The sequence below is a fragment of the Pelagibius litoralis genome (assembly GCF_011683915.1).
GTDB classification, from domain to species: domain Bacteria; phylum Pseudomonadota; class Alphaproteobacteria; order Kiloniellales; family Kiloniellaceae; genus Pelagibius; species Pelagibius litoralis.
On sequence record NZ_JAAQPH010000011.1, the window covers coordinates 191792 to 215352 of the forward strand.

Below are 23561 nucleotides of genomic sequence, written 5' to 3' on the forward strand. Positions count from 1 at the left end.
GCCCCGGCGGCGGTCGCTTTCCCACCGGGTGCAGTAGGTCTTTTATGGGTGTCTATCTGGTACAGTTCCTGAGCGGGCTGGCGAGTGCTTCGGCGCTTTTCCTGGCTGCTTCCGGGCTCTCGATCATCTTCGGCGTGACCCGGGTGGTGAATTTCGCCCACGGCTCGTTCTACATGCTCGGCGCTTTCTTCGGCTACACTTTCGTGCGCGAGGTCGGCGGCGGGGCCATCGGATTCTGGGTCGCCCTGCTGCTGGCCGCCCTGGCGGTCGGTCTTGTCGGTTTGCTGGTCGAATTCGTCATCCTGCGCCGGCTCTATAAAGCACCGGAGCTGTTCCAGCTCATCGCCACCTTCGGTGTGATCCTGATCGTTCAGGACGCTGCGCTCTGGGTCTGGGGCCCGGAGGATCTGCTGGGGCCGCGGGCGCCCGGCCTGACCGGTATCGTGCGTATCTTCGGCACGCCCATGCCGGTCTACGATCTCGTGCTGATCGGCGTCGGGCCGCTGGTTTTGGCTGCCCTCTGGCTGCTGTTCAACCGCACGCGCTGGGGTATCCTGGTGCGCGCGGCGACCGAAGACCGCGAGATGGTGGGCGCGCTGGGCGTCAACCAGTCACTGCTGTTCACCGGCGCCTTCGTGCTCGGTTCCATGCTCGCGGGTCTGGGCGGCGCCATCCAGCTGCCCAAGGGCGGTGCCGATCTGCTGATGGACTTCGGCATTCTCGCCGAGATGTTCGTGGTCGTGGTGGTCGGCGGCATGGGCTCCATCTTCGGGGCCTTTCTGGCGGCGGTCCTGATCTCATTGTTGAACACCTTCGGTATCCTGATCTGGCCGAGCGGCACCCTGGTGCTGATGTTCATCCTGATGGCGGTGATCCTGGTGGTGCGCCCGACGGGCCTGCTGGGCCGGCCGGAAAGCGGCGGTCACAAAACGGAAGTCGGTGTTGAACAGGCACTGCGCCCTGCCGGCCCGCATTACAAGATTTTCATCGGTCTGTTGTTGGCTTTGCTGTTGGCGGCGCCCTTGATCGTCGAGGAGTTCTATCTCGTCCTCATCACCGATGTCTTGGTGCTGGCCCTCTTTGCCACCAGCCTGCACTTTCTCATGAGTACCGGCGGTCTGGTTTCCTTCGGCCATGCCGCTTTCTATGGCGGCGGCGCCTATGCGGCGGCTCTGCTGGTGACCTATGCGGCGACCCCTTTTGAGCTGGCGCTGTTGCTGGCGCCCCTGGGGGCCGGGCTGTTGGCCCTGGTGATCGGCTGGTTCTGCGTCAGGCTTTCCGGCGTCTACTTCGCCATGCTGACCCTGGCCTTCGCCCAGGTTGCCTGGTCGGTCGTCTTCCAGTGGTCGGATCTCACCAACGGCGATGACGGGCTGTTGGGGATCTGGCCGTCCGCCTGGGCCTCCGGCACCCAGGTGTATTATCTTCTGGCCTTGGCGATCTCTGCCGGCGGCATCTTCCTGATCCGCCGGGTCGTCTTCGCGCCCTTTGGTTACGGTCTGCGGGCGACGCGGGACTCCAACCTGCGGGCGGCCGCCATCGGTATCGACATCAAGCGCCAGCAACTGGCGGCCTTTGTCTTCGCCGGTGCCATGGCCGGCCTGGCCGGCGGGCTCTTCGTTTTTTCCAAAGGCTCGGTCTTCCCCGACGAAATGTCCATCCCGCGTTCTTTCGATGCGCTGTTGATGGTGCTGCTCGGCGGGGTGGACTCGCTTTCCGGGCCCTTTGTCGGGGCGGCCGCCTTTACCTACCTGCATGACGAGTTGATCACCTTCGAGTATTGGCGCCTGCTGCTGGGTCTGACCATCGTCGCCCTCGTCCTGCTGTTCCCGCAAGGGCTGGCAGGCGCGGCCAAGCATCACCTCGGCCGTTACCTGAAGCTGGAGGCGGGGTCGGCGGGGAGAGCGAAGCAGGCGGATGAGGGGCGCCCGGCATGAGCGACACCGCAACAGCCAGGGCGGCGGAGCAACCGAGCCTTTCGATCCGCAACCTCAGCAAGGCCTTTGGCGGCGTACAGGCCGTCAACGACGTCAGTTTCGATCTGGCTAAGGGCGAGCTGCTGGCGCTGATCGGCCCCAACGGCGCCGGCAAGAGCACCTGCTTCAACATGCTGAATGGGCAAATCCGGGCGGACAGCGGGTCGGTGCGTCTGGCCGGCGAGGAACTGATCGGCCGCAGCCCGGCGGATATCTGGCGCCGCGGCGTCGGGCGCACTTTTCAGATCACCGCCACCTTCCCCTCCATGACTGTGGCGGAGAACGTGGCCATGGTGCTGATGAGCCAGCGGCGCGAGCTGTTCTCGTTGTTCAGGACGGCGGTGCATCGCCACCGGGACAAGGCGCTGGCTCTGTTGGATCTGGTGGGCATGGCAGCGCAAGCCGACCGGCCCTGCGGCGTGCTTTCCTACGGCGATCTGAAGCGGGTCGAGCTGGCGGTCGCGCTGGGTAACGAACCCCGGGTCCTGCTGATGGACGAACCGACCGCCGGCATGGCGCCGCGCGAACGCATCGAGCTGATGGGCCTGGCGGCCCGGCTGGTGAGCGACCTCGGCCTCTCGGTGTTGTTTACGGAACACGACATGGACATCGTCTTCGGTCATGCCGGCCGCATCATCGTGCTCAGCCGCGGCGCGCTGATCGCCGAGGGCACGGCACAGGAGATCCGCAGCAATCCTCTGGTCCTGAAGACCTATCTCGGCGAAGGCCAGATTTACGGCCGGGCGGAGGGCTAAGCGATGCTGACCATAGAGAAGATCCACAGCTACTACGGCCAGGCGCACATCCTCTCCGACGTTTCTCTGTCGCTTTCCCCGGGGGAGATCGTGGTGCTGATCGGGCGCAACGGCGCCGGCAAGTCGACCACGATCAAGTCGATCATGGGGATGGTGAAAGTTACCCAGGGGAGCATCCGGTTCGGCGGCGACGAGCTGTTCGGTGAGCCGCCTTACCGCATCGCGCGGCGTGGCATCGGTTATGTGCCGGAAGAACGCCGTGTCTTTGCCCGCCTGACGATTCAGGAAAACCTGGAGGCCGGCCGCCAACCGCCGCGCGACGGGGCGCCGCGCTGGCAGGTCGACGACCTCTTCGATCTCTTTCCCAATCTGGCCGAGGCGCGGCACCGGGCGGCGGGCACCCTGAGCGGCGGTGAGCAGCAGATGCTGACCATCGCCCGTACCCTGATGGGCAATCCCGGTTGCATCCTGTTGGATGAACCCTCGGAGGGCCTGGCGCCTGTTGTGGTGGAGCAGATCATCAAAGTCATTCAGCAGATCAAGGGCCAGAGCCTGCCGATCCTTCTGTCGGAACAGAATCTCTATTTCGCCTCTCTGGTCAGCGACCGCGCCTATGTCATCGAAACCGGGCGTATCCGCTTTTCGGGCACGATGCGGGAACTGGAAGAGAACGCCGAGATCCGCCAGCAGTACCTGGCGGTTTAGACGAACGGGAAAACGCGTGAACGGACGGGTGATATCATGAGCGCAAAGCAAGGCGGCGAGAAGCTGGTGGTGAAGAACATCGGCCTTCTGCTTTCCGGTGATCTTGAAAAACCGATCCTGGATGCCGACTGTCTGGTCGTGGTGGACGGCCGGATCGCCGAGGTCGGCAAGGCGGCGGAGGTCGATACCGGCAATGCCGCTGTTATCGTCGATGCCAAGGGCACCACGGTGGCGCCCGGCCTGATCGACAGTCACGTTCATCCGGTCATCGGGGACTGGACGCCGCGCCAGAACCAGATCTCCTGGATCGACAGTTTCCTGAACGGCGGCGTGACCACCATGATCTCCGCGGGTGAGGTACATCTGCCGGGCCGGCCCAAGGACATCGTCGGCCTGAAGGCCCTGGCGATCACCGCCCAGCGGTCTTTTTCCAACCTTCGGCCCGGCGGCGTGAAGGTTCATGCCGGCGCGCCGGTCATCGAAAAAGGCATGGTGGAAGAAGACTTCAAGGAGCTTTCCGAGGCCGGTGTGAAGCTGCTCGGCGAAGTCGGCCTGGGTGGCGTGAAGCAGGGTGAGGAGGCCAAGCAGATGGTCGCCTGGGCCCGCAAGTACGGCATCCAGAGCACCATCCACACCGGCGGACCCTCGATCCCCGGCTCGGGCCTGATCGACGCCGATGTGGTGCTGGAGGCCGATGCGGACGTCATCGGCCACATCAACGGCGGACACACGGCCCTGCCGCTGGATCAGATCCGCTGCCTCTGCGAGAGCTGCGGCCGGGCGGTGGAGATCGTCCATAACGGCAACGAACTGGCGGGGCTCTTTGCCATGCGCACCTCCATGGAGCTGGGTCAGCCAGAGCGGATCATCCTGGGCACCGACTCGCCGGCCGGCTCCGGCGTGCAGCCGCTCGGCATTCTGCGGATGATTGCGCTGCTGTCGGCGGTGGGGGAGGTGCCGGCGGAAACCGTATTCTGCTTTGCCACCGGCAACACCGCCAGGATGCGCGACCTGGACTGCGGATTGATCGAAGTCGGCCGGGCCGCCGATCTGGTGATTATGGACCGCGCGCAGCACACGGCGGGGAAGACCCTGCTGGAATCTGTGCGTCTGGGCGATATTCCCGGTATCTCCATGGTGATCATCGACGGGGTGATCCGCTGCCGGCGTTCACGCAACACGCCGCCCGCCGAGACCCTGGCAGAGCTGGTGTGATGACGGAGGTGAAGGTCCCCACGCCGCCCCAGGCCACCGAGGCCGACGGCGACGACTATCGGCTGGAGCAGCAGATCGGCTTTCTGCTGCGCCGGGCGCACCAGTATGCCAGCGACGTTTTCCAGGCGCGCATGGGCGCCCGGAACCTGACGCCGCAGCAGTTCTCGGTGCTTGTCACCCTGTTGAAGAACCGCGAGCTGGCCCAGACCAAGCTCGGCGAAATCGCCGCCATGGATCCGGCCACCGTCCTGGGCGTGGTGCAGCGCCTGGCGCAGCGCGGACTCGTTGCCGTGCGCACCGATCCGGCCGATGGACGCCGCCGTCTGGTGCAACTGACCCGCGACGGCCATGAGATGGCAGGCGAACTGGTGGCCATCGGGCCGGTGATTTCCCGCGAGACCCTGGCCGGCCTCAGCCCGGAGGATCAGCGCGACCTCTTGCGTTTGCTGGATAGTCTGGGGCAGAAGGGCTAACGTTGGGCAGTCGGCCCATGGGCGGGCCGCATATCGCCGGCTTTCCGGATTCGATAGAAAGGGGGCGTTCTTGGTTCAAACCCTGATCCAGCGAAACATTCACTGGGCGACCGAGCGGGTCGAGCAGGACCCGGATTATTTCAAGCGGCTGTCGGACATTCAGAATCCGCGCTATCTGTGGATCGGCTGTTCGGACAGCCGCGTACCGGCCAACGTCATCGCCGGTTTGGAGCCGGGCGAGGTCTTCGTCCATCGTAATGTAGCCAATCTGCTGCACCCCGGTGATTTGAACGGCCTGTCGGTGCTCCAGTACGCCGTCGAATCCCTGCAGGTGCGTCAGATCATTGTCTGCGGGCACTATGGCTGCGGCGGTATCAACGCTGCGGTGGAAGCTCAGCGCCATGGTCTCATCGACCACTGGCTGCAGCCGATCCGTGACACTGCGGCGCTCTGCGCCGGGGAATTGGAGAATCTGGGCGACCAAACGCAGCGCATGAACCGGCTCTGCGAACTGAACGTCATGGCCCAGGTGAAGCGGGTGGCGGAAACGCCGATCGTCCAGGATGCCTGGGGCCGGGGTCAGGCCCTGGAAGTGCACGGTCTTGTCTATGGGCTGAACGATGGCCGGCTGCGCAATCTCGACTGCAGCCTGCCGGCGACGGCCGAAGCTTAGCGCGGATCGAGCGGCAGAGTCAGGATGGCGCGCAGGCCGCCTTCGGGCCTGTTCTCCAGGTGCAGGTCGCCGCCATGGGCATGGGCGATGGAGCGGGCGATGGCCAGGCCCAGGCCGACGCCGCCGGTATCCTGGCTGCGTGATTCCTCCAGACGCACGAATGGCTCGAAGACCTGTTCGAGCTGGTCTTCGGGAATGCCGGGTCCGTCGTCCTCGACGGTGATGTAAAGTCCATCGTCTTCGCGGCGCAGGGAGACACGCGCCTGGCCGGCATAGCGCAGGGCATTTTCGATCAGGTTGTGGAGGACGCGCTTCAGCGAAACCGGGCGGCAGTTGTAGCCGATCTTCGCTGCCGCTTCGTCGGCGGCGAAGGCGACATCCCGGCCCTGATCGGCAAGATCGTCGACCAGGCTTTCGACAAGGGCCGTCAGGTCGACGCGGCGGGTCGGCTCAGCCTTCGCCTCTTCCCGGGCGAAGCTCATGACCGCCTCGGTCATGCGGCTCATCTCCTCCAGGGTTTCCAGGATCTTCCGTCTGGTCTCCGCGTCCTCCACGAATTCAGCGCGCAGTCGCAGCGCGGTTATCGGGGTTCGCAGGTCATGACCGATGGCGGCCAGCATCCTCGTGCGGTCCTGGACGAAGCGGGTCAGTCGCTCCTGCATCGCATTGAAGGCCCTGGTGGTGCGGCGGATCTCCTCCGGACCCGTTTCCGCGAGGGGGATCTGGCTTTCGCCGCGCCCCAGGCGTTCCGCCGCCCCGGACAGAGCGCGCAGAGGCCGGGTGATCCGCCGGACCGAGAAGATCACAATGGCCAGAATCGCCAAGGCCATGAGGCCCATGGAAAGCAGAGGAAACCAGGCCCAGGCGCGCGAGGGGGTCGGCAGGGCGGTTGAGGCGTTCAGCCAATTGCCGTCCGCCAGGGGGACGGAGGCCAGGAAGCTGATGGGCGCGCGCGGTTTTTTATGAGGCCGGCGCTTCTTGTCGTCGTCGTCGTCATCATCGTCATCATCGTCGCTTCGGCGCGGATGGGAATGCCAGTCCCGCAGGCTCCAAGGTTCACGCGTAAGCAGACGAACGCGGGTTTCGCGGGTATCGCCGATCAACTCACCCAGCCGGAGGGCGAGTTTCTGTTCCAAGGCCTCGGACGACGGCTGACCAACCGCGCTTTCCGGCGAAAGGCTGAATTCGAGGCGCCGTGAGCGCGCCGCTGCCAATATGTTCTCGTGCAGCCCGGTAGGGGTCTGCTCGATCAGGCGTACCAAGGTTGCGGTCCGCGCCAGCACCTGATCGCGGCTGGCCTCCCGCAGGGCAAAACGGCGTTCGTCCGCAAAGATGAAAACCGTAGCGGCTTGCGACAGCACCAGGGCGGTGAGCAGAAGGGCAATGAGCTGTCCGGCCAGACTGCGGGGAAGGAGGCGCATCACGGTTCCTCCCGCACATCGGCGGTGAAGAGATAGCCGCCGCCCCAGACGGTCTTGATCAAGACCGGGTGCTTGGCGTCTGTCTCAATCTTCTTGCGCAGGCGGCTGACCTGGTTGTCGATGCTGCGGTCGAAAACCTGGGCCGCCCGCCCGCTGGTCAGGTCCAGCAGTTGCTCGCGCGAAAGCACCACGCCGGGCCGCTTCAGAAAGGCCGACAGCAGATTGAATTCCGCCGTGCTGAGGGCGACGGCAACCGCCTCCTCGTCCAACAGCTCGCGCCGTTCGGCATCCAGAATCCATCGGTCGAAGCGCAGGCGGTGGTGCGCCAGGCCGTCGCGGGGGCGGGGCACGGCCGTGCTGCGCCTCAGCACCGCCTTGATGCGGGCCAGCAGTTCGCGCGGGTTGAACGGCTTGGTGACGTAGTCGTCGGCGCCGATTTCCAGGCCGATCACGCGGTCGGTTTCCTCGGTCATCGCGGTTACCAGGATGATCGGGATCTCGCTGTTCGCCCGCAGGTCGCGGCACAACGCCAGGCCGTCCTCGCCCGGCATCATGATGTCCAGGACCAGCAGATCGATGGCGGCGGTTTTCATCACGCGGCGGGCCGCCGCGGCATTCTCGGCAAGGCTGACCCGCAGCCCGTTCTTGGCAAGATACTTGCCAAGCAGGTCTCTGATATCGCGGTGGTCGTCGACAACCAGAATGTGCGGTGTTTGATCCATAAAACCTTTCGGGATGCCCGCCGGCGGCGAGGCCCAGTCTCGTCTGTCCAGTCTCATCTATAGGGCGGCTTCGCGTTCGGCGACCAGAAAAAGTGTATCGAAGTGTATCAGATCACGCCCTTGGCACAGGTCATGACAAAGGCCGGGTGATGCTGGTGAACTTTTGCGACAAGCAGACCCTAAGTAGGGGATACCGAAAGCAAACCCCAAGATCCTGAGATAGCGAGGTACTCCCCATGAAGAAAACGACCAAGATTGCGATTGTCGTCGTTGCCGTACTCGGTGTCGGTGCCGCCGCCGTTGCCGCCCAGGCGGACGGTGGCTGGCGCGGCCACGGCGGCTCTGCCCACTTCAGCCAGGGCCACGGCGGGGGCCATGGCGGCCGCATGGCCTCGATGCTGCGCTACTTCGACAGCGACGGTGACGGCGCGGTGAGCCAAGCGGAAATCGATCAGGTGCGCGACGAGCGGTTTGCCGCTTTCGATGGCGATGGCAGTGAAACCCTGAGCCTGGCGGAGTTCGAGGGGCTTTGGCTCGATTTCATGCGCGAGCGCATGGTCGACGGCTTCCAGCGGCTCGATGCCGATGGTGACGGTCAGGTCACCATGGCCGAAGTCAACCGCCCGCTCGGCATGATGGTGCAGCGCATGGATCGCAACGAAGACGGTGTGATCGACCAGTCGGACATGAAGCGCGGCAAGCGGTTCTATCGCGACGACGATGACCGACCCCGCAACAACCGTTCCGGCAACGACGGTTAAAGCGGACTCTGAAGGCACCGGAGGATCCCCCGGCATTCCGTCCTTCGGTAGCCTGTGCCACGGTGCGGCTCCCGCCCGCACCGTGGCGCTTTTCTTTACTGTCGGCTGTGTTCGTTTTCGCCCTGGTACATGGCTTTCAGGTCGACCGTCGGGCGTTTTCCCAGATGTTGGAAATTCTCGTCCAGCCAGGCGTCGGCGCGGCGGTAACCGATCTCGAAGAGGTGTTCCAGGAAGGCCCACTCGGCGTTCACCTTGCTGGAAGCACCCAGCGGTTTGATTTCCTCTTCGGCTTCGATCCTATGCACCAGCACTTTCTTGTAGTCGCTTTCGTCCAGCTTACCTTCCTCCAGAAGCCGGGAGACGAAATGGATGGCACGGAAATCCCGCAGCAGACTGGAATTGAAGGTGATCTCGTTCACCCGGTTGAGGATTTCGCGGGCGGACTTGGGGGAGCCCTTGCGGGTGATGGGATTCAACTGAACGATCACCACGTCATCGGAGCTGCAGCCTCTGAAGAAGGGAAAGAGCACCGGGTTACCCATGTAGCCGCCGTCCCAATAAGGCACGCCATCGATCTCCACAGCCTGATAGAGCAACGGCAGGCAGGCCGAAGCCATAACCATATCCGCAGTCAGTTCCCGGCGGTCGAAGACCTTCACGCGCCCGGTTTCCACATTGGTGGCGGAGATGAAGACCTTCATGCGGTCGCAGCTGCGCACCCGCTCAAAGTCCACCATCTCTTCCACCAGACCCTGCAGCGGATTGAGGTTCAGCGGGTTGAGCTCATAAGGCGATGCCAGACGGCCCAGCAAATCGAAGAAAAGGTAACTGGGCGAGGCATCGAGGCTCCAGTTGCCCATGAAGATATCGATGGGGGTCCGTTGGATCGGGCTCTTCTTGCCCGCATCGCTGACCGCTTTCCAGAAACGGCGCAGGCATTGCCGGGCTCCCTCGTTGCCGTCGCGCATGATACCGTCGGCGACCACAGCGGCGTTCATGGCCCCGGCGCTGGTGCCGGAGATCGCTTCGATCTGAAGGCGATCGTCCTCCAGGATGCGGTCCAGGACGCCCCAGGTGAAGGCGCCGTGGGCACCGCCACCCTGGAGCGCCAGGTTGATCGGGCGTCGGCCTTTGCCTCCGGAAGCGCTCATTGCGCCGTCCAGCCGCCATCCACCGGCAGGGCCGCGCCGGTGATCGAGGCTGCGGCGTCGCTGCAGAGGAAGACGGCGAGCCCGCCCAGTTGTTCCGTGGTGACGAACTGCTTGGTCGGCTGGCCGCCCAAAAGAACATCGCGGACCACCGCCTCCTCACTGATGCCGCGGGCCTTGGCGGTATCCGGGATCTGCTTTTCGACCAGCGGGGTCAGCACGTAGCCCGGGCAGATCGCATTGACTGTGACGCCATGCTCCGCGGATTCCAGGGCCACTGTCTTGGTCAGGCCAAGCATGCCGTGCTTGGCCGCGACATAGGCCGACTTGAAGGGCGAAGCGACCAGGCCGTGGGCCGAGGCGAGATTGATGATGCGGCCCCAGCCGCGCGCCTTCATGCCGCCCAGGGTCAGGCGGGTGGTGTGAAAGGCGCTGGTCAGGTTGATGGCCAGGATGGCGTCCCACTTGGCGGTCGGGAAGTCTTCGATCGGCTGGACGTTCTGGATGCCGGCATTGTTCACCACCACGTCGACCTGTCCGAAGTCGCGGTCGGTCTGGGCGACCAGGGCCTCGATCTCGTCGGGCTTGGTCATGTCGGCGCCGTTGTAGGCGACCTTGACGCTATGGTCCGCCGCCAGGCGCTTGCGTATTGCCTCGATCTCCGCTGCGTCGCCGAAGCCGTTCAGCATCACGTTCATGCCGGCGGCGGCCATGGCTTCTGCGATGCCGAGGCCGATGCCGCTGGTCGAACCGGTGATGATGGCATTCTTGCCTTGGGTCATTGCGTTGTCTCCTAGATGTCTTGTGCCGTCAGGCCAGATAGTCGTGAAGGACGCGTCCGAAGGGCAGCGTCAGGTCTGCTTTATAGTGGCGTCCCCCGATCATGCGCTGCACCGGCAGGTCGGCCGCCGGGGCGTTCACATGAGGGACGAGATGCAGGCGCGCCGGGCCGCCATAGTGAAATTTCACGTCGATTTCTTCCAGGTTATAGGCAACCAGCTGGGCGACCAGAGGCTTGCCGGTGACGCAGGGCAGAAGCTTCAGGTTCACCTGGGTCTTTTTCAGGGCCTCGTTGCGCTTGGCCGGGTCTTTGATCAGGTTTTCGTGCTTATAACCCATGGTGCCCAGGGCGACCAACTGGCCTGCGTAGTGCAGGCTGCCGGTCAGGGTGTCGGTTTCGACCCTGAGGTTCGGTTCGCCCCAACGCTTCGGGAAACCCCAGATTTCGCGGCCGGCCGAGATCGGTGGCTCATCGTTGAGGAACATCATCGCGGTATAGTTCACCGCTTCGCCCCGGAAACGGCAGGGAATCACGACACCGGATTCCGCGTAGGACCCGAAGCCGGAACTGTCGGGCATGTTGATCCACTCGTAGTAGACCTGGTTGGAGCCGTCGGGCTCCAGGGGTTCGGGAACCAGCCGCCGGATCGCCTCAGGATCGCTTTCATAGATGATCACGAAGTACTCGCGCGACAGGAAGCGGTAGGGGCCGGCCGGATAGCTGGGGTTGCCCGGCGGCATCGAGGGCAGGGCAAGGATCTCGTCAGGGGTCATCTGAGGCCTCTTAAGTCATGCATCGGCGCCCCGCGGCTTGGCCGCGTGACAACAGTCTGGTGCATTCCTCCGACATGGCCCCTCTTTTTGCGACGGGCTTCTCGTCAGTGCCGCCGGCCGGCAACGATGCATCGCCATGGCGGTTGGGGGTCAGATGGCGAACAGCGCCTTTGGTTACAAGTTCGCTTCAGGCATTCCGTACTATGGCTCCGGCGTCGAACGCCGCGCCTCCAGGACCGCCGTGATCAGGTCTTCCGGTACGTCATCGGGCAAGGGGGCCGCGGGGTCGTCGAAAGACTGCTTGCCGAGTTTCGTGGCTTCCCGGTAGGCGGCCAGGTAATCGCGGCACTCGCGGCAGATTTTGATGTGGAACTCGAACACTCTGCGTTGGCCGGCCGGTAGGCTGCCTTCCACATAGTCGAGCAGGAAATCCTCGAACTGGCGACAGGTGATCATCAGGGGCAGGTTGCGCAGCATTGCCCCTTTCATGAACCGCCAGGCTTTGCTGCCGTAACTTGGCGTCATAGCGCATCTCCTCGCAGCAGCGGCTCGAGGAGTTTTTTCAGGGCGGCGCGGGCGCGATGCAGGCGCACCTTCACGTTGCCTTCCGAAATCCCCAGGGCTTCCGCCACTTCCGCGGTATCCAGCTCTTCGATGTCACGCAGCATCAGGACGATACGATAGCTTTCCGGCAGATCACGTATCTTTGATAGCACGACTTCGCGCTGTTCGGCTTGGCTGAGAATTTCCTCGGCCGTGCTCCGTTTGGTCCAGGGCGCCTCGATCCGACAGGCATTTTCATCGAAGTCCGGCAGCAGGGGGTCGATCAGGTCTTCCTGAAGCCGCTTGCGGTTGCGCAGCTTCATAAGTGCTTCGTTGACGGTAATGCGGTGCAGCCAGGTCGTCAGCTTGGAGCGGCCTTCGAATTTTCCGATGTTGCGCAGCGCCTTGATCAGCGCTTCCTGCACGCAGTCATCGGCCAGGCCGTCGTCCCTGACCAGGCGAAAGGCCACGGCGCGCATCCAGCCGGCGTTGGCGCGCACGAAACGGGTCGCGTGCGCGTCGCTGCCGGCCCTCAGGCCTGCGACCAGTTCCTCTTCCTCAGAGGGTGTTTCGGACAAAGTCCGCTCTTCCTGCAAGACGCCCTGTTCTGCCATTCGGCTTGTCGCACTCCCGCAGGGACACCCTAGCGCGCCTGGAGGGCCGAGGAAACAGGGTGCTATGGTGGTGTGGATTGCCGCGCAGTCGGCCGGTAGCGTTGTAACCGCAACGGGGATCGCGGCATCCAGCGGCAGATGTATCCGAAGCGACAACCAAAAAGAGATGGAACGAAGGACCATGTTGAACGAACTGCAGGAAAACTGGTGCGCGCAGAAAACCTGGGACTTCAGCGGCCTGAAGGCGCTGTTCCTGAACTGCACCCTGAAGCGCAGCCCCGGTCAGTCCCATACCCAGGGGTTGATCGATATCTCCCGCACGATCATGGAGAAGAACGGGGTCGGCGTGGAGGTGCTGCGGCCGGTCGATCACGAGATCGCCTATGGCGTCAGCCCCGATATGACCGAGCATGGCTGGGCAAAGGACGACTGGCCGGCACTCTACGAAAAGGTAAAGGCGGCGGAGATCCTGGTGATTACGACGCCGATCTGGCTGGGCGAGAAATCATCGGTCTGCACCAAGGTGATCGAGCGGCTCTATTCCTCCTCCGGCGATCTGAACGAGGCGGGCCAGTACGCCTACTATGGAAAGGTCGGCGGCTGTCTGGTGACCGGCAACGAGGACGGCGCCAAGCATTGCTCGATGAACGTTCTCTATTCCCTGCAGCATCTGGGCTATGCCATCCCGCCCCAGGCCGACGCCGCCTGGCTGGGCGAAGCCGGCCCCGGGCCGTCCTATCTGGATGCCGGGTCGGGTGGGCCGGAGAACGACTTCACCAACCGCAACACGACCTTCCTGACGTGGAACCTGATGCATCTGGCAAGGATGCTGAAGGATGCCGGCGGCTTTCCGGTGCACGGCAATCAGCGCTCGCTCTGGGATGCCGGTTGCCGCTTCGATCATCCGAACCCGGAATACCGCTGATCGGTCGTTTAACCCTCAACCGTGAACCAGGTCGCCATGCCGGCGGCCTGGTGCTCCAGCATGTGGCAGTGGATCATCCACTTGCCGGGGTTGTCGGCGACGAAGGCGATCTTGGCGCGCTCCAGCGGGTCCACCAAAACGGTATCCTTCCAGGCGTCGCTGCTGCCGGCCTTGCCGTTCCTTTCGATCACGCGCACATGGTGGCCGTGCAGATGGATGGCATGGGGCCAGCGGGTGTCGTTGCGCAGGTCCATCGTCACGGTACGGCCCCGCGCGGCCGAGAATAGGGGCGCTTCGGCCATGCCGGCGACCCCGTTGAAGGACCACACGAGGCCATTGCTCACCAGCCTGCGGATATCCATCGCTTCGCCCTTGTGCACGGCCTGGGCCAGGTTGCCCATGGCGCCGCCCTCCATCAGCAGATCGACGGCCTGAGCGGATGCGAGATCCAATTGTGCCGGCAGCGGGTTGGCCGGCAGCGGATGCGGTGGGGTCGGCAGGGGCGCGGCGCGGGTCAGGCGCGCGGTCGGGTGGTACACAAGCCGCCCTGCGACCAGACGTTGGCCGCGGCTGACTTCGGTGATTGCCGCAGTATTGCCCGGGCCCAGGTCCATATCGATCAGGAGGTCGGCGCGCTCGCCTGGAGATAGCCTGATGTAGCCGTCGGTCAGTTCGCGCGGTGCGACCGGCTGGCCGTCCTCTGCCATCAGCCAGACCACATGATCCTCGATACGCAGTTCCAGGATGCGCGCGGTGCAGGTGTTGCAGAGCCTTAGACGCAGTCGCTCACCCTGCGTCACCTGCGTTTCGAGCATATCCCGGCCGTTCAAGGTCAGGGTGTTGCCGAGGCGTCCGGCGTGGCTCCAATCCATCATCCGGCCGAAGGAGGCTTCGTCGATCTGTCCGTCGTCGCCCAGACGCCAGTCGTCGGCGACGATGGCGATATCCCGGTCGAAGTGCTGGTTTGGTTCCCGCTCATCGACGATCAGCAGACCATAGAGGCCGCGCGCCACCTGCTCCCAGGATCGGTTGTGCGGGTGGTACCAGAAGGTACCCGCATCCGGCACCCTGAAGCGATAGTCGAAGCTCTCGCCCGGCGGCACGGCTTCCTGTGTCAGGCCCGCGACGCCGTCCATGGCGTTGTCGATGCGGATCCCATGCCAGTGCAGCGTGGTCGGCTGAGGGAGATCGTTCCGGAGCCGGACGGCGAGCTCCTCGCCCTGGCGGACCCGCAGTATGGGGCCGGGGGAAAGGCCGTCGTAGGACCAGATGCGCGTCGCGGGCTGGCCCGGCTCCAGAAGATGGGCCTCGCCGGGAATGGCGGTGAGTTGCTGCATGGTGGCAGCGGCGGCGGGATTCCCCAACCTCGGCAGGCCGAGCCCGATAGCGGCGATGCCGAGGCCGCCAACAAACTGGCGGCGATTCAGGCTTGGCAGGCTGTATCTCATCGTTGGCTCCGCGGTTGTCCTGACTCTATTTAGGCGCATCCGCCCGGCTTCCAAGCGCCGCTCAGCGCCTCTCGGTGACCGCGCTTTGCCATTCCGACAGGAAGGCGCGGCGTTTCAGGGCGTCGAGAAAGACCAGCAGGCCCGGGCCCAGGCGCACCGGGATCAGCGATCCCTCGTCACCTTCGGGCAGCACCGGGGCGAGGCTGACCTCGCCGGCGATGACGCGCTGGCCTTCCGGCGAGACGAGGAAGTCGACGAAGCTTCCGGCGTCGCCCGGGTTGTCGCTGCTTCGGGGGATCAGCGCCGTGCGCACCATCAACAGGGTGTAGTCCTCCGGATAGACGATGCCGATGGGCGCCCCGGCATCGCGCCGGGCCTGGGCATAGGACCCGAGGACGTTGTAGGCCACGGCGACCTCGCCGTTTTCCAGGAGGTCCAGCATCTCGCCGGAACAGCAGGAGAGCCGGGCGGAGAGATTGCCGAAAACCTCCATCAGGCGCCAATAGGTTTCCGACTGCAGGCTGTCCTGGGTTGCGAAGAGATAGCCCAGGCCACTGAGGTTGGGGTCGTAGGTAGCGATGCGTCCGGAAAAGCGCGCCTCTTCGCTGCGCAGAAGGTTCAGAAGCTCGAAGCGCGACTGCGGCGGCGTGGCGGCGAAGGCGCGGGTATCGTAAGCGATCACCGCCGGTTCGCGGGTGAAGCCGAAGATGCGCTCGCGCCAGCTTGCCCAGCGCGGCAGGCGCGCCGTCGCGACCGAGCGGTGGAGGCGTGCATGGCCGTCGTTCACCAGTTTGATTTGAAGATCCATGGCGGATGAGATGGCGAGGTCGTAGGTCTCGCCGTCGAAGGTCGCTGCCTCTTCCACGGCCTGATAGACGTCGCCGCTGATCGCCTGATGATAGACCAGCGCAAGATCGGGATGCACCGCGCGATAGGCGCGGATCAGACCGTCCATGGTGTCGGCGTCAGTCGTTCCGATGACATGCAGCACGGCGCGCGCATCGCCGTCGCGCAGCGCGGGATAACTGCGGGCCAGTTCGATCTCGATCGCCGCTGCGGGCCGCAGCAGGGCGAAGATAAGCAGCATGGCAAGGACGGCGCAGGGGAAAGGCTGTCTCATGTCTCGGGTCTCGTGGTTTTGCCGGCTGCCCGGATCGGCGGAAAAATCAGGCGGACCTTCAGGCCCTGTGGTTCGTTGTTCTCAAGCCGCACCCGGCCACGGTGGGACAGCATGACCTGGCGGACAATGGAAAGGCCGAGGCCGGAGCCGGCGGTCTGCGGTTCCACCGAACCCCGGCGAAACCGTTCGAAGACGAGATCCCGGTCCTTGCGCGGTACCCCAGGGCCGTGATCGATGATGCAGATCTCCGGCGCCGGGCCGGTGGGCACGCAAACCTGCACGAAGTCGTCCGGCGGTCCGTATTTGATGGCGTTATCCAGAAGATTGCGAATAGCCTCCAGCAAGGCGATTTCGTCACCCTGTATCTCCACGTCTTCGGTCAGGTCCATGCGAAAGTCGATGCCACGCATCTCGGCAGCGACTTCGAGATCGCGTACCGCGGTGCGGGCCAGATTGGCGAGCGAGAGGCGCTGGCGCTCAGCCCGCTCGGCCCGATAGGCGACCATCGCCTGGGCCAGCAGCTGCGTGGTCAGCTGCGAGGTTTCGTCGGCGGCGCGCAGCATACGGCGCAGGCTTTCTTCACTGGTTTTTTCCGGGCCGGCCTTCAGGCTGACTTCGGCCTGGGCTTTCAGGGCCGCCAGAGGTGTCCGGATACGGTGGGCCGCCTCGGCGATGAACTGCTGGCTGGTATCCAGGGTCAGGCGCAGACGTTCCACGAAGTCGTTGATCGCATCGATCAGGGGCAGGATTTCGCGGGGCGCGGCAGTTTCCAAGGCCGAGAAGTCGTCGGAGGCGCGGGCCGCGAGGGCGCGCTCGATTTCATGAACCGGCTTCAGGGTCCGGCTGATGGCGATCCAGGCGAGCAGGCCGGCCAGGGCCAGAAAGCCGCCCCCGACGCCGGCGGCGGAAAGCGCGATGCTGGTGGTCAGGGCTCCGTGGGCCTCACGGGTCTGGGCGACGGTGATGAGGATGGTCTGGCGCGAACCGCCGCTGAGGATCGACCGGCGTGTTGTCGCCACGCGGACTGTATCGCCGCGGTACTGGGCGGTGAAGAAAAGGGGCGTATCCTCGCTTTTGGGCAGCTCGCCGCTCGGCAGGTCGTCATAGCCGGTGATGAGGGCGCCCCCGCCCCCGGCGATGCGATAGAAGACCCGGTCCTCGCCGGCCAGGCCCAGCATTTCCAGCGCCGCATAAGGCAGGTCGACGGCGACGGCGCCCTCCACGACCCGGACCTGTTCGGCGATGGCGATGGCCGAGGCACCGAGGATGTTGTCCTGGGTTGCATCGGCGGCGCGCCCGGCGACGGCCTGCACGGAGAGATAGAGCAGAACCGCGAGCCCGGCGAAGACCAGCAGCAATTGGCCGAGCAGCCGGCGGCGCAGCGACCAGGTTGTCCCCGACAGGCTGGATGGTTCCCGTTTGAGCGTCATTCCTGACCCTCGCGCAGGCGATAACCCAGCCCGCGCACGGTTTCGATCACCACGCCACTGTCCTGGATCTTGCGGCGCAGACGGCCGATGTAGACTTCTATCGCGTTCTCGCTGGCGTCCTCGGTCAGGCCGAACAGCTTGTCCATGAGCTGGCTTTTGCTGAAAACCTGGCCGGGTTGTGAAATCAAAACCTCCAGCAGGCGCAGCTCGCGGCTGCGCAGATCCAGCGGCCGTCCCTCCGAAGTCACGCTGGCGGCGGCGGCATCGAGTTCCAGAGCGCCGAACTGGATGAGGCTTTGCGCCTGGCCGCGGCGCCGGCGTACGACGGCGCGGCAGCGGGCGTCCAGTTCGGCTACGTCGAAGGGTTTGGTCATGTAGTCGTCGGCGCCCAGATCGAGCAGGTGAACCCGGTCCGCCACCTGGGAGCGTGCGGTCAGCACCAGCACCGGCAGATCGCTTTCCTCGGTGCGGATGCGCTGCAGGATTTCGCGTCCATCGCCCCCGGGCAGCATGATGTCGAGGATCACAAGGTCATAGCCCCGGGCCCCGGCACGCAGATAGTCGTCGGCTTCCGGCGCACTGTGGGCCCAGTCGACGGCATGGCCGCCGGCCCGGAAGTGGCGCTCCAGGGCATCGCCGAGATCTTCGTTGTCCTCCACAAGGAGCAGCCTCAAAGCGGGGTCCTTCGTTGTCTTTGTCCAAATATCGCGCGGGTTTGGCGCGACAGGTTGGCGTCAGGTTCCCGCGTTATGGTAATTCTGGATAAAACGGGCAATCGACCCGTCAATAATGCATTGGGAGGAAAGAATGCGAAAGTTTCCCATGACCCGTCGCGCTTTGGTCGCGGCGGCTACAGGTGCGGCGATGGCCGCGTCTCTCGGGTTGGCCTCGGCGCAGGCCCAAGAACTCGACAAACTCCACTTCCTGATCCCCGGCGGTGCCGGTGGCGGCTGGGACGGCACGGCCCGCGGCACGGGTGAGGCGCTGACCAAGGCGGGCCTGGTGGGCACCGCGTCCTATGAGAACATGTCCGGTGGCGGTGGCGGCAAGGCCATCGCCCACCTGATCGAGACGGCCGGTAAGCAGGGCGACACCTTGATGGTGAACTCCACGCCGATCGTCATCCGCTCGCTCCAGGGCGTCTTCCCACAGTCGTTCCGCGATCTGACGCCGATCGCCTCGACCATCGGCGATTACGCCGCCATGGTGGTGAACAAGGATTCGGCGATCCAGGACTTCGGCGGCCTGGTTGCGGCCTACAACGCCAATCCCAAGACGGTCGCCATCGGCGGCGGTTCGGTCGCCGGCGGCATGGACCATCTGGTCGCTGCCCTGGTGATGAAGGGGACGGGCGCCGAGCCGACGGCTGTGAAGTACATCCCCTACGACGCTGGCGGCAAGGCCATGGCCGGGCTGCTGTCGGGTGAGATCAAGGCGCTCTCCACCGGTTTCGGTGAGGCCATCGAACTCGCCAAGCAGGGCGAAGTGCGCATCCTCTGCATCACCTCCATGAAGCGCCTGGATGCCTCCCCGGATACCCCGACCTGCGACGAGGCGGGTTCCAAGGGCACAGAGTTCGTGAACTGGCGCGGCTTCTTCGCGGCGCCCGGCCTCTCCGAGGACAAGAAGGCGGCCTATGTCGCGGCGATCCAGAAGATGTACGACACCCCGGAGTGGGAAGCCGTGCGCGCCCGCAACGGCTGGGTCAACATCTACAATCCGGATGCGGAGTTCGTCAGCTTCCTGGAGACCCAGGAAAAGCAGATGGGCGACCTGATGAAGGAACTGGGCTTCCTGTGACCGCCTGGCGCGTCGCATAGGAAACTCTAAAAAAAGGGGGAGCCAGGACTTCGGCTCCCCCCGCTTTCCTTAGGCGCCGGGCAAGGCCGCCCGGGCGTCTATCCCAGTTTTTGGGGGACCCTGTCATGTTGACCCGCGACCGCATCGGCGCCCTGCTGATGCTTGCCTTCAGTATCTTCTACTGGCTGCAGATCAGCGACATCAAGCTGCTGGCCTTTCAGGCTGACGCCGCTTTTACCGGACGGACGATTCCGGAGATTCTGGCCGTCATGGGGGTGGTCCTGTCCGTTGCTCTGCTGCTGCGTCCGGGCAGCGATGCCAAGCTTGAGGTAACCGGGTTTCACTGGCGCCGGGCGGCGCTGCTCTGTGTTCTCATGATCGCCTACGGGCTGACCGTGCGGCCCGCCGGCTTCCTGCTCTCCACCAGCCTGTTTCTGATATGCAGCATCCTGGTGCTGGGTGAGCGCCGGGTCTGGGTCATCCTGGTCGCTTCGATTCCCCTGGTCGTTCTGTTCTGGGCGCTGATGACCCAGGTGCTCGGCGTCTACATTGCGGCCCTGCCCGAATTCATGGATCTAAGCCGATGATGGAAGGTATTCTCTCCGGTCTGTCGACCGCGGTTTCGCCGATCAACATCCTGATGGTGTCGGTCGGCTGTTTTGTCGGCACCTTCATCGGCATGCTGCCCGGGCTCGGCCCGATCTCGGCCATCGCCCTGATGATCCCCATCACCTATGGCTTCGATCCGGCGACCGGCCTGATCCTCATGGCCGGCGTCTACTACGGCGCCATCTTCGGCGGCTCGACCTCGTCGATCCTGATCAACGCGCCGGGCGTGGCCGGTACCGTGGCAACGGCCTTCGACGGCTATCCCATGGCGCGCGAGGGCAAGGCCGGCAAGGCGCTGGCCATCGCCGCCTACTCCTCTTTCTCCGGCGGTACCATCGCGGCCATTCTGCTGCTCATCGCGGCACCCTCTCTGGCGGTGGTGTCGCGTGCCTTCCAATCCACGGACTACTTCGCGCTCATGGTCCTGGGCCTGACCGCCGTGGCAGCCTTCGCCGGCAAGGGAAACATTATCAAGGCGCTTTTGATGACCGTCGTCGGGCTGATGCTGTCCACGGTCGGCACCGACAAGGGGGTCGGTGTCCAACGCTTCACCTTTGGCGCCATCGATCTGGCGGACGGGATCTCATTCCTGTTGCTGGCGATGGCGACCTTCGCGCTCTCGGAAGCCCTGATGGGGGTCCTGAGACCGAAATCGGATGCCGATCGCCTGCGCGAGATGGAGGCGCAGAAAAATCTCGGCTCCATGAAGGTCAGCAGGGACGAGGTGAAGGAACTGGCGCCGGTGGTCGGCCGCTCCTCGGTTCTGGGATTCTTCGTTGGCGTGCTGCCGGGGGCCGGGGCGACCATCGCCTCCTTCCTGGCCTACGGCATCGAACAGCGCTTGGCCGGGCCGAAAAAGGGTGCCGAGTTCGGCAAGGGATCGATCCGCGGCCTCTCCGCACCGGAAACCGCGAACAACGCGGCCTGTTCCGGTTCCTTCGTGCCGCTGCTGACCCTGGGCATTCCCGGTTCCGGCACCACGGCGATCATGCTCGGCGCCTTGCTGTCCTATGGCATTCAGCCCGGTCCCCGGTTGTTTGAGGAGAATCCGGAGGTCTTCTGGTCGGTCATCATTTCCATGTACATCGGCAACGTGATCCTGCTGGTTTTGAATCTGCCGCTGATCCCCTATATCGCGCGGATACTGGCGGTTCCCTCCACGGTTTTGCTGCCGATGATCGTCTTCTTCTCGCTGATCGGCGTCTACTTCGTCTCCTTCAACACCTTCGACATCCATCTGATGGTGCTTTTCGCGGTGGCGGCGATTGCGCTTCGGCTGTTGGATTTCCCCATGGCGCCGATGCTTCTGGGCTTTATCCTCGGCGGCATGATGGAGGAGAACCTGCGCCGCGCGCTTTCCATCCACGACGAGAGCTGGTCGTTCCTCTGGGAGCGTGGGTTGACCCTCTCTATCCTCATCCTCGCGGCCTTGATCCTCTTTGTTCCGATGATCGTGCCGCGGATCACCGCCATGCTGGCGCGGCGCCGCGAAACCGCGGGCGAAGGGGGCTGAGGAGAGATCATTTTCTGCCTGCCCGGCGATGTTATAGTTTCGGCCAAGGAACAAGAAAACTGAACTAAGGCAGGAACTCTCTATGGCACCGGGGGCGGATCGGCAGGACGCCGGGACATTTGACTATGTGATTGTCGGGGCCGGTTCGGCCGGCTGCTGCCTGGCCAACCGCCTCTCCGCCGATTCCGATGTCTCGGTGCTGCTGCTGGAGGCCGGTGGCAAGGACTCTTGGCACTGGATCCACATTCCGGTCGGTTACCTCTACACCATGAATACGCCGCGCACCGACTGGTGCTTCAAGACCGAACCGGAGACGGGCCTGAACGGCCGGGCGCTGGCTTATCCCCGCGGCCGGGTGCTGGGCGGTTCCTCCTCCATCAACGGCATGATCTACATGCGCGGCCAGGCGCGCGATTACGACACCTGGCGCCAGCTCGGCAATCCCGGCTGGTCGTGGAGCGACGTGCTGCCGCACTTCAAACGCTCGGAGGACCACTTCCAGGGCGGCGACGATTTTCATGGCGGTAAGGGCGAATGGCGGGTCGAGGAACAGCGCCTGTCCTGGGAAATTCTGGATGCATTCCGCAAGGCGGCGGCGGAGACCGGCATTCCGCCGAGCGAGGATTTCAACCGCGGTGACAACGAAGGTTGCGGTTATTTCCATGTGAACCAGCGCAAGGGCGTCAGGTGGTCCACGGCCAAGGCCTTTCTGCACCCGGTCGCCGGACGGCCCAATCTGACCGTGCTGACCCATGCCCAGGCGGAAAAACTCGTAGTCGCCGGCCGTCGGATCACCGGCATCGATTTTCAGCAGGGCGGCCGGCCGCGCCACGCCGCCGCCCGGGGTGAGGTGATCCTGACCGCCGGGGCCGTCGGCTCGCCGCAGTTGCTGCAGCTCTCGGGCATCGGGCCCGCCGGGGTGCTGCAGGCCCAGGGCATCGAGGTCGCCCATGAACTGCCTGGCGTCGGCGAGAACCTGCAGGACCATCTGCAGATGCGCATGATCTTCAAGGTGCAGAATACGGTGACCCTGAACCAGCGGGTCCACAGCCTGCTCGGCAAGGCGGCCATGGGCCTGGAATACCTGCTGTCGCGCAGCGGACCGCTTTCCATGGCGCCCAGCCAGCTCGGCGCCTTCGCCAAGTCGGACCCGGCGCGCGAGACGCCCGATCTGCAATACCACGTGCAGCCCCTCAGCCTCGACAAGTTCGGCGACCCGCTGCACGACTTCCCGGCCTTCACCGCCTCGGTCTGTAACCTGAGGCCCGAAAGCCGCGGGTCGATCCATATCCGCAGCGCCGATTTCCGCGATGCCCCGGCGATCAAGCCTCACTACCTGACCGCCCCCGGCGACCGGACGGTTGCGGCATCCGCCATCCGCCTGACCCGGCGGATCTGCGCCGCACCGGCCCTGCAGCCTTTTCAGCCGGAGGAATACATGCCCGGTGCCGCCATCGAGGGCGACGAGGATTTGGCCAGGGCGGCGGGGGACATCGGCACGACGATCTTCCACCCCGTGGGTACATGCAAGATGGGCAGCGACGGGCGGGCGGTGGTCGATCCGCGCCTGCGGGTCCACGGCCTGCACGGCCTCAGGGTGGTGGATGCCTCGATCATGCCGACCATAACCTCGGGCAACACCAATTCCCCGACCATTATGATCGCCGAAAAGGCGGCCACGATGATCCGCGAGGACCGCCGGGGCGCGGCCTGAGCCCTATCTCACGGCTTCTAGTCTTCGTGGTTGGCGTAGATATCAAAATCCACTGATGCGCGCATTCGGGCAATGCGCGCCAACAGTTCAGGGGACAGAGTGAAGCCCCGATTCCAAGCCTCGAAGAACAGACCATAGGACAGCCGGATGTCATAGCGAGCGGCCAGCTCGACCCACAGCGTCTCGTCCTCGGGCAATAGATCGAGCAACGTCGTCGTTAACTCTTCAGGCTCTTGAGGCGCTTGGCCGGGCATTGCGAGAATCCAGGCGCCGATCCCATAGGTGGCGGTTTGCGGCATGTGCGGCGAACGGGATCTAGGGTCTGTACCCAATTAGGGGATTCCAGTTGAGTTGGATTTGTGATTCAAGTTTCCAAGGATAGGAGGCTTGAATGGCAAGGCAGCTGTTTTGGTTGAGTGAGGAGGAATGGGCGCGCATTGAG

General features: G+C 64.4%; 24 protein-coding genes. 12 read left to right on the top strand and 12 right to left on the bottom strand.

What is annotated here, in order from left to right:
* Positions 1-44 precede the first annotated feature (44 nt).
* From HBA54_RS15535 to HBA54_RS15560, 6 genes are all read left to right on the top strand, one after another.
* Positions 45-1937, top strand: a complete 1893-nt coding sequence (locus tag HBA54_RS15535) for an ABC transporter permease (RefSeq protein ID WP_167226180.1) — start codon at positions 45-47, stop codon at positions 1935-1937.
* On the top strand, positions 1934-2731 hold the full coding sequence (locus HBA54_RS15540; RefSeq protein ID WP_167226181.1) for an ABC transporter ATP-binding protein: 798 nt from the start codon (positions 1934-1936) through the stop codon (positions 2729-2731). Before HBA54_RS15535 ends, HBA54_RS15540 begins: the two co-directional genes overlap by 4 nt.
* 3 nt (positions 2732-2734) lie before the next feature.
* The gene (locus tag HBA54_RS15545; RefSeq protein WP_167226183.1) at positions 2735-3436 is read left to right on the top strand and encodes an ABC transporter ATP-binding protein; all 702 of its coding nucleotides are present in this window, start codon (positions 2735-2737) and stop codon (positions 3434-3436) included.
* Between the two features lie 36 nt (positions 3437-3472).
* Positions 3473-4651 carry an amidohydrolase family protein gene (locus HBA54_RS15550; protein ID WP_167226185.1) on the top strand — a complete coding sequence of 393 codons (1179 nt, stop codon included), beginning with the start codon at positions 3473-3475 and terminating at the stop codon, positions 4649-4651.
* Entirely contained in the window at positions 4651-5124 is a 474-nt protein-coding gene (locus tag HBA54_RS15555) for a MarR family winged helix-turn-helix transcriptional regulator (RefSeq protein WP_167226187.1), read from the top strand. The genes HBA54_RS15550 and HBA54_RS15555 overlap by 1 nt, the downstream gene beginning before the upstream one ends.
* 70 nt (positions 5125-5194) lie before the next feature.
* The gene (locus HBA54_RS15560; protein ID WP_167226189.1) at positions 5195-5797 is read left to right on the top strand and encodes a carbonic anhydrase; all 603 of its coding nucleotides are present in this window, start codon (positions 5195-5197) and stop codon (positions 5795-5797) included.
* On the opposite strand, the gene HBA54_RS15565 is transcribed toward HBA54_RS15560, so the two are convergent.
* A complete protein-coding gene (locus HBA54_RS15565; RefSeq protein ID WP_167226191.1) occupies positions 5794-7218 on the bottom strand; it encodes an ATP-binding protein in 1425 nt (474 codons plus the stop codon). The genes HBA54_RS15560 and HBA54_RS15565 overlap by 4 nt on opposite strands.
* Positions 7218-7940, bottom strand: a complete 723-nt coding sequence (locus HBA54_RS15570; protein ID WP_167226193.1) for a response regulator — start codon at positions 7938-7940, stop codon at positions 7218-7220. Before HBA54_RS15570 ends, HBA54_RS15565 begins: the two co-directional genes overlap by 1 nt.
* A gap of 236 nt (positions 7941-8176) precedes the next feature.
* Between HBA54_RS15570 and HBA54_RS15575 the strand changes: the two genes are divergently transcribed.
* Positions 8177-8701 carry an EF-hand domain-containing protein gene (locus HBA54_RS15575; RefSeq protein WP_167226195.1) on the top strand — a complete coding sequence of 175 codons (525 nt, stop codon included), beginning with the start codon at positions 8177-8179 and terminating at the stop codon, positions 8699-8701.
* 95 nt (positions 8702-8796) lie between these two features.
* Here the strand turns inward: HBA54_RS15575 and HBA54_RS15580 are convergent, their stop codons facing one another.
* The 5 genes from HBA54_RS15580 to HBA54_RS15600 form a co-directional block, all read right to left on the bottom strand.
* Positions 8797-9852 (bottom strand): patatin-like phospholipase family protein, encoded by a 1056-nt coding sequence (locus HBA54_RS15580; RefSeq protein WP_167226197.1) that lies wholly within the window; start codon positions 9850-9852, stop codon positions 8797-8799.
* Entirely contained in the window at positions 9849-10631 is a 783-nt protein-coding gene (locus HBA54_RS15585; protein ID WP_167226199.1) for a 3-hydroxybutyrate dehydrogenase, read from the bottom strand. Before HBA54_RS15585 ends, HBA54_RS15580 begins: the two co-directional genes overlap by 4 nt.
* Positions 10632-10659: 28 nt before the next feature.
* The gene (locus HBA54_RS15590; protein ID WP_167226202.1) at positions 10660-11403 is read right to left on the bottom strand and encodes an acetoacetate decarboxylase; all 744 of its coding nucleotides are present in this window, start codon (positions 11401-11403) and stop codon (positions 10660-10662) included.
* A gap of 201 nt (positions 11404-11604) precedes the next feature.
* Complete coding sequence (locus HBA54_RS15595; RefSeq protein ID WP_167226204.1) at positions 11605-11928, bottom strand: anti-sigma factor family protein; 324 nt, start codon at positions 11926-11928, stop codon at positions 11605-11607.
* Positions 11925-12560: an RNA polymerase sigma factor gene (locus HBA54_RS15600; protein ID WP_167226206.1), complete on the bottom strand. Its 636-nt coding sequence runs from the start codon at positions 12558-12560 to the stop codon at positions 11925-11927. The genes HBA54_RS15595 and HBA54_RS15600 overlap by 4 nt, the downstream gene beginning before the upstream one ends.
* A 181-nt stretch (positions 12561-12741) precedes the next feature.
* On the opposite strand from HBA54_RS15600, the gene HBA54_RS15605 reads away from it, so the two are divergent.
* Entirely contained in the window at positions 12742-13485 is a 744-nt protein-coding gene (locus tag HBA54_RS15605; RefSeq protein WP_167226208.1) for a flavodoxin family protein, read from the top strand.
* Between the two features lie 8 nt (positions 13486-13493).
* On the opposite strand, the gene HBA54_RS15610 is transcribed toward HBA54_RS15605, so the two are convergent.
* The 4 genes from HBA54_RS15610 to HBA54_RS15625 form a co-directional block, all read right to left on the bottom strand.
* Positions 13494-14933 (bottom strand): multicopper oxidase family protein, encoded by a 1440-nt coding sequence (locus tag HBA54_RS15610; protein WP_167226210.1) that lies wholly within the window; start codon positions 14931-14933, stop codon positions 13494-13496.
* Positions 14934-14994: 61 nt separating this feature from the next.
* Positions 14995-16053, bottom strand: a complete 1059-nt coding sequence (locus tag HBA54_RS15615; protein ID WP_167226212.1) for an ABC transporter substrate-binding protein — start codon at positions 16051-16053, stop codon at positions 14995-14997.
* The gene (locus HBA54_RS15620; protein ID WP_167226214.1) at positions 16050-17483 is read right to left on the bottom strand and encodes a sensor histidine kinase; all 1434 of its coding nucleotides are present in this window, start codon (positions 17481-17483) and stop codon (positions 16050-16052) included. The genes HBA54_RS15615 and HBA54_RS15620 overlap by 4 nt, the downstream gene beginning before the upstream one ends.
* Positions 17480-18157, bottom strand: a complete 678-nt coding sequence (locus HBA54_RS15625) for a response regulator transcription factor (RefSeq protein WP_167226216.1) — start codon at positions 18155-18157, stop codon at positions 17480-17482. The genes HBA54_RS15620 and HBA54_RS15625 overlap by 4 nt, the downstream gene beginning before the upstream one ends.
* Positions 18158-18290: 133 nt before the next feature.
* Here HBA54_RS15625 and HBA54_RS15630 point away from each other — a divergent pair, with 133 nt between their 5' ends.
* The 4 genes from HBA54_RS15630 (at position 18291) to HBA54_RS15645 (ending at position 23119) form a co-directional block, all read left to right on the top strand.
* On the top strand, positions 18291-19283 hold the full coding sequence (locus tag HBA54_RS15630; protein WP_167226218.1) for a tripartite tricarboxylate transporter substrate binding protein: 993 nt from the start codon (positions 18291-18293) through the stop codon (positions 19281-19283).
* 125 nt (positions 19284-19408) lie between these two features.
* Positions 19409-19870 (top strand): tripartite tricarboxylate transporter TctB family protein, encoded by a 462-nt coding sequence (locus tag HBA54_RS15635; RefSeq protein ID WP_167226220.1) that lies wholly within the window; start codon positions 19409-19411, stop codon positions 19868-19870.
* Positions 19867-21405 carry a tripartite tricarboxylate transporter permease gene (locus HBA54_RS15640; protein ID WP_167226222.1) on the top strand — a complete coding sequence of 513 codons (1539 nt, stop codon included), beginning with the start codon at positions 19867-19869 and terminating at the stop codon, positions 21403-21405. The genes HBA54_RS15635 and HBA54_RS15640 overlap by 4 nt, the downstream gene beginning before the upstream one ends.
* An 82-nt stretch (positions 21406-21487) precedes the next feature.
* A complete protein-coding gene (locus tag HBA54_RS15645) occupies positions 21488-23119 on the top strand; it encodes a GMC family oxidoreductase (RefSeq protein ID WP_167226224.1) in 1632 nt (543 codons plus the stop codon).
* A gap of 17 nt (positions 23120-23136) precedes the next feature.
* On the opposite strand, the gene HBA54_RS15650 is transcribed toward HBA54_RS15645, so the two are convergent.
* A complete protein-coding gene (locus HBA54_RS15650) occupies positions 23137-23451 on the bottom strand; it encodes a DUF4279 domain-containing protein (protein ID WP_205944686.1) in 315 nt (104 codons plus the stop codon).
* Between the last annotated feature and the right edge of the window lie 110 nt (positions 23452-23561).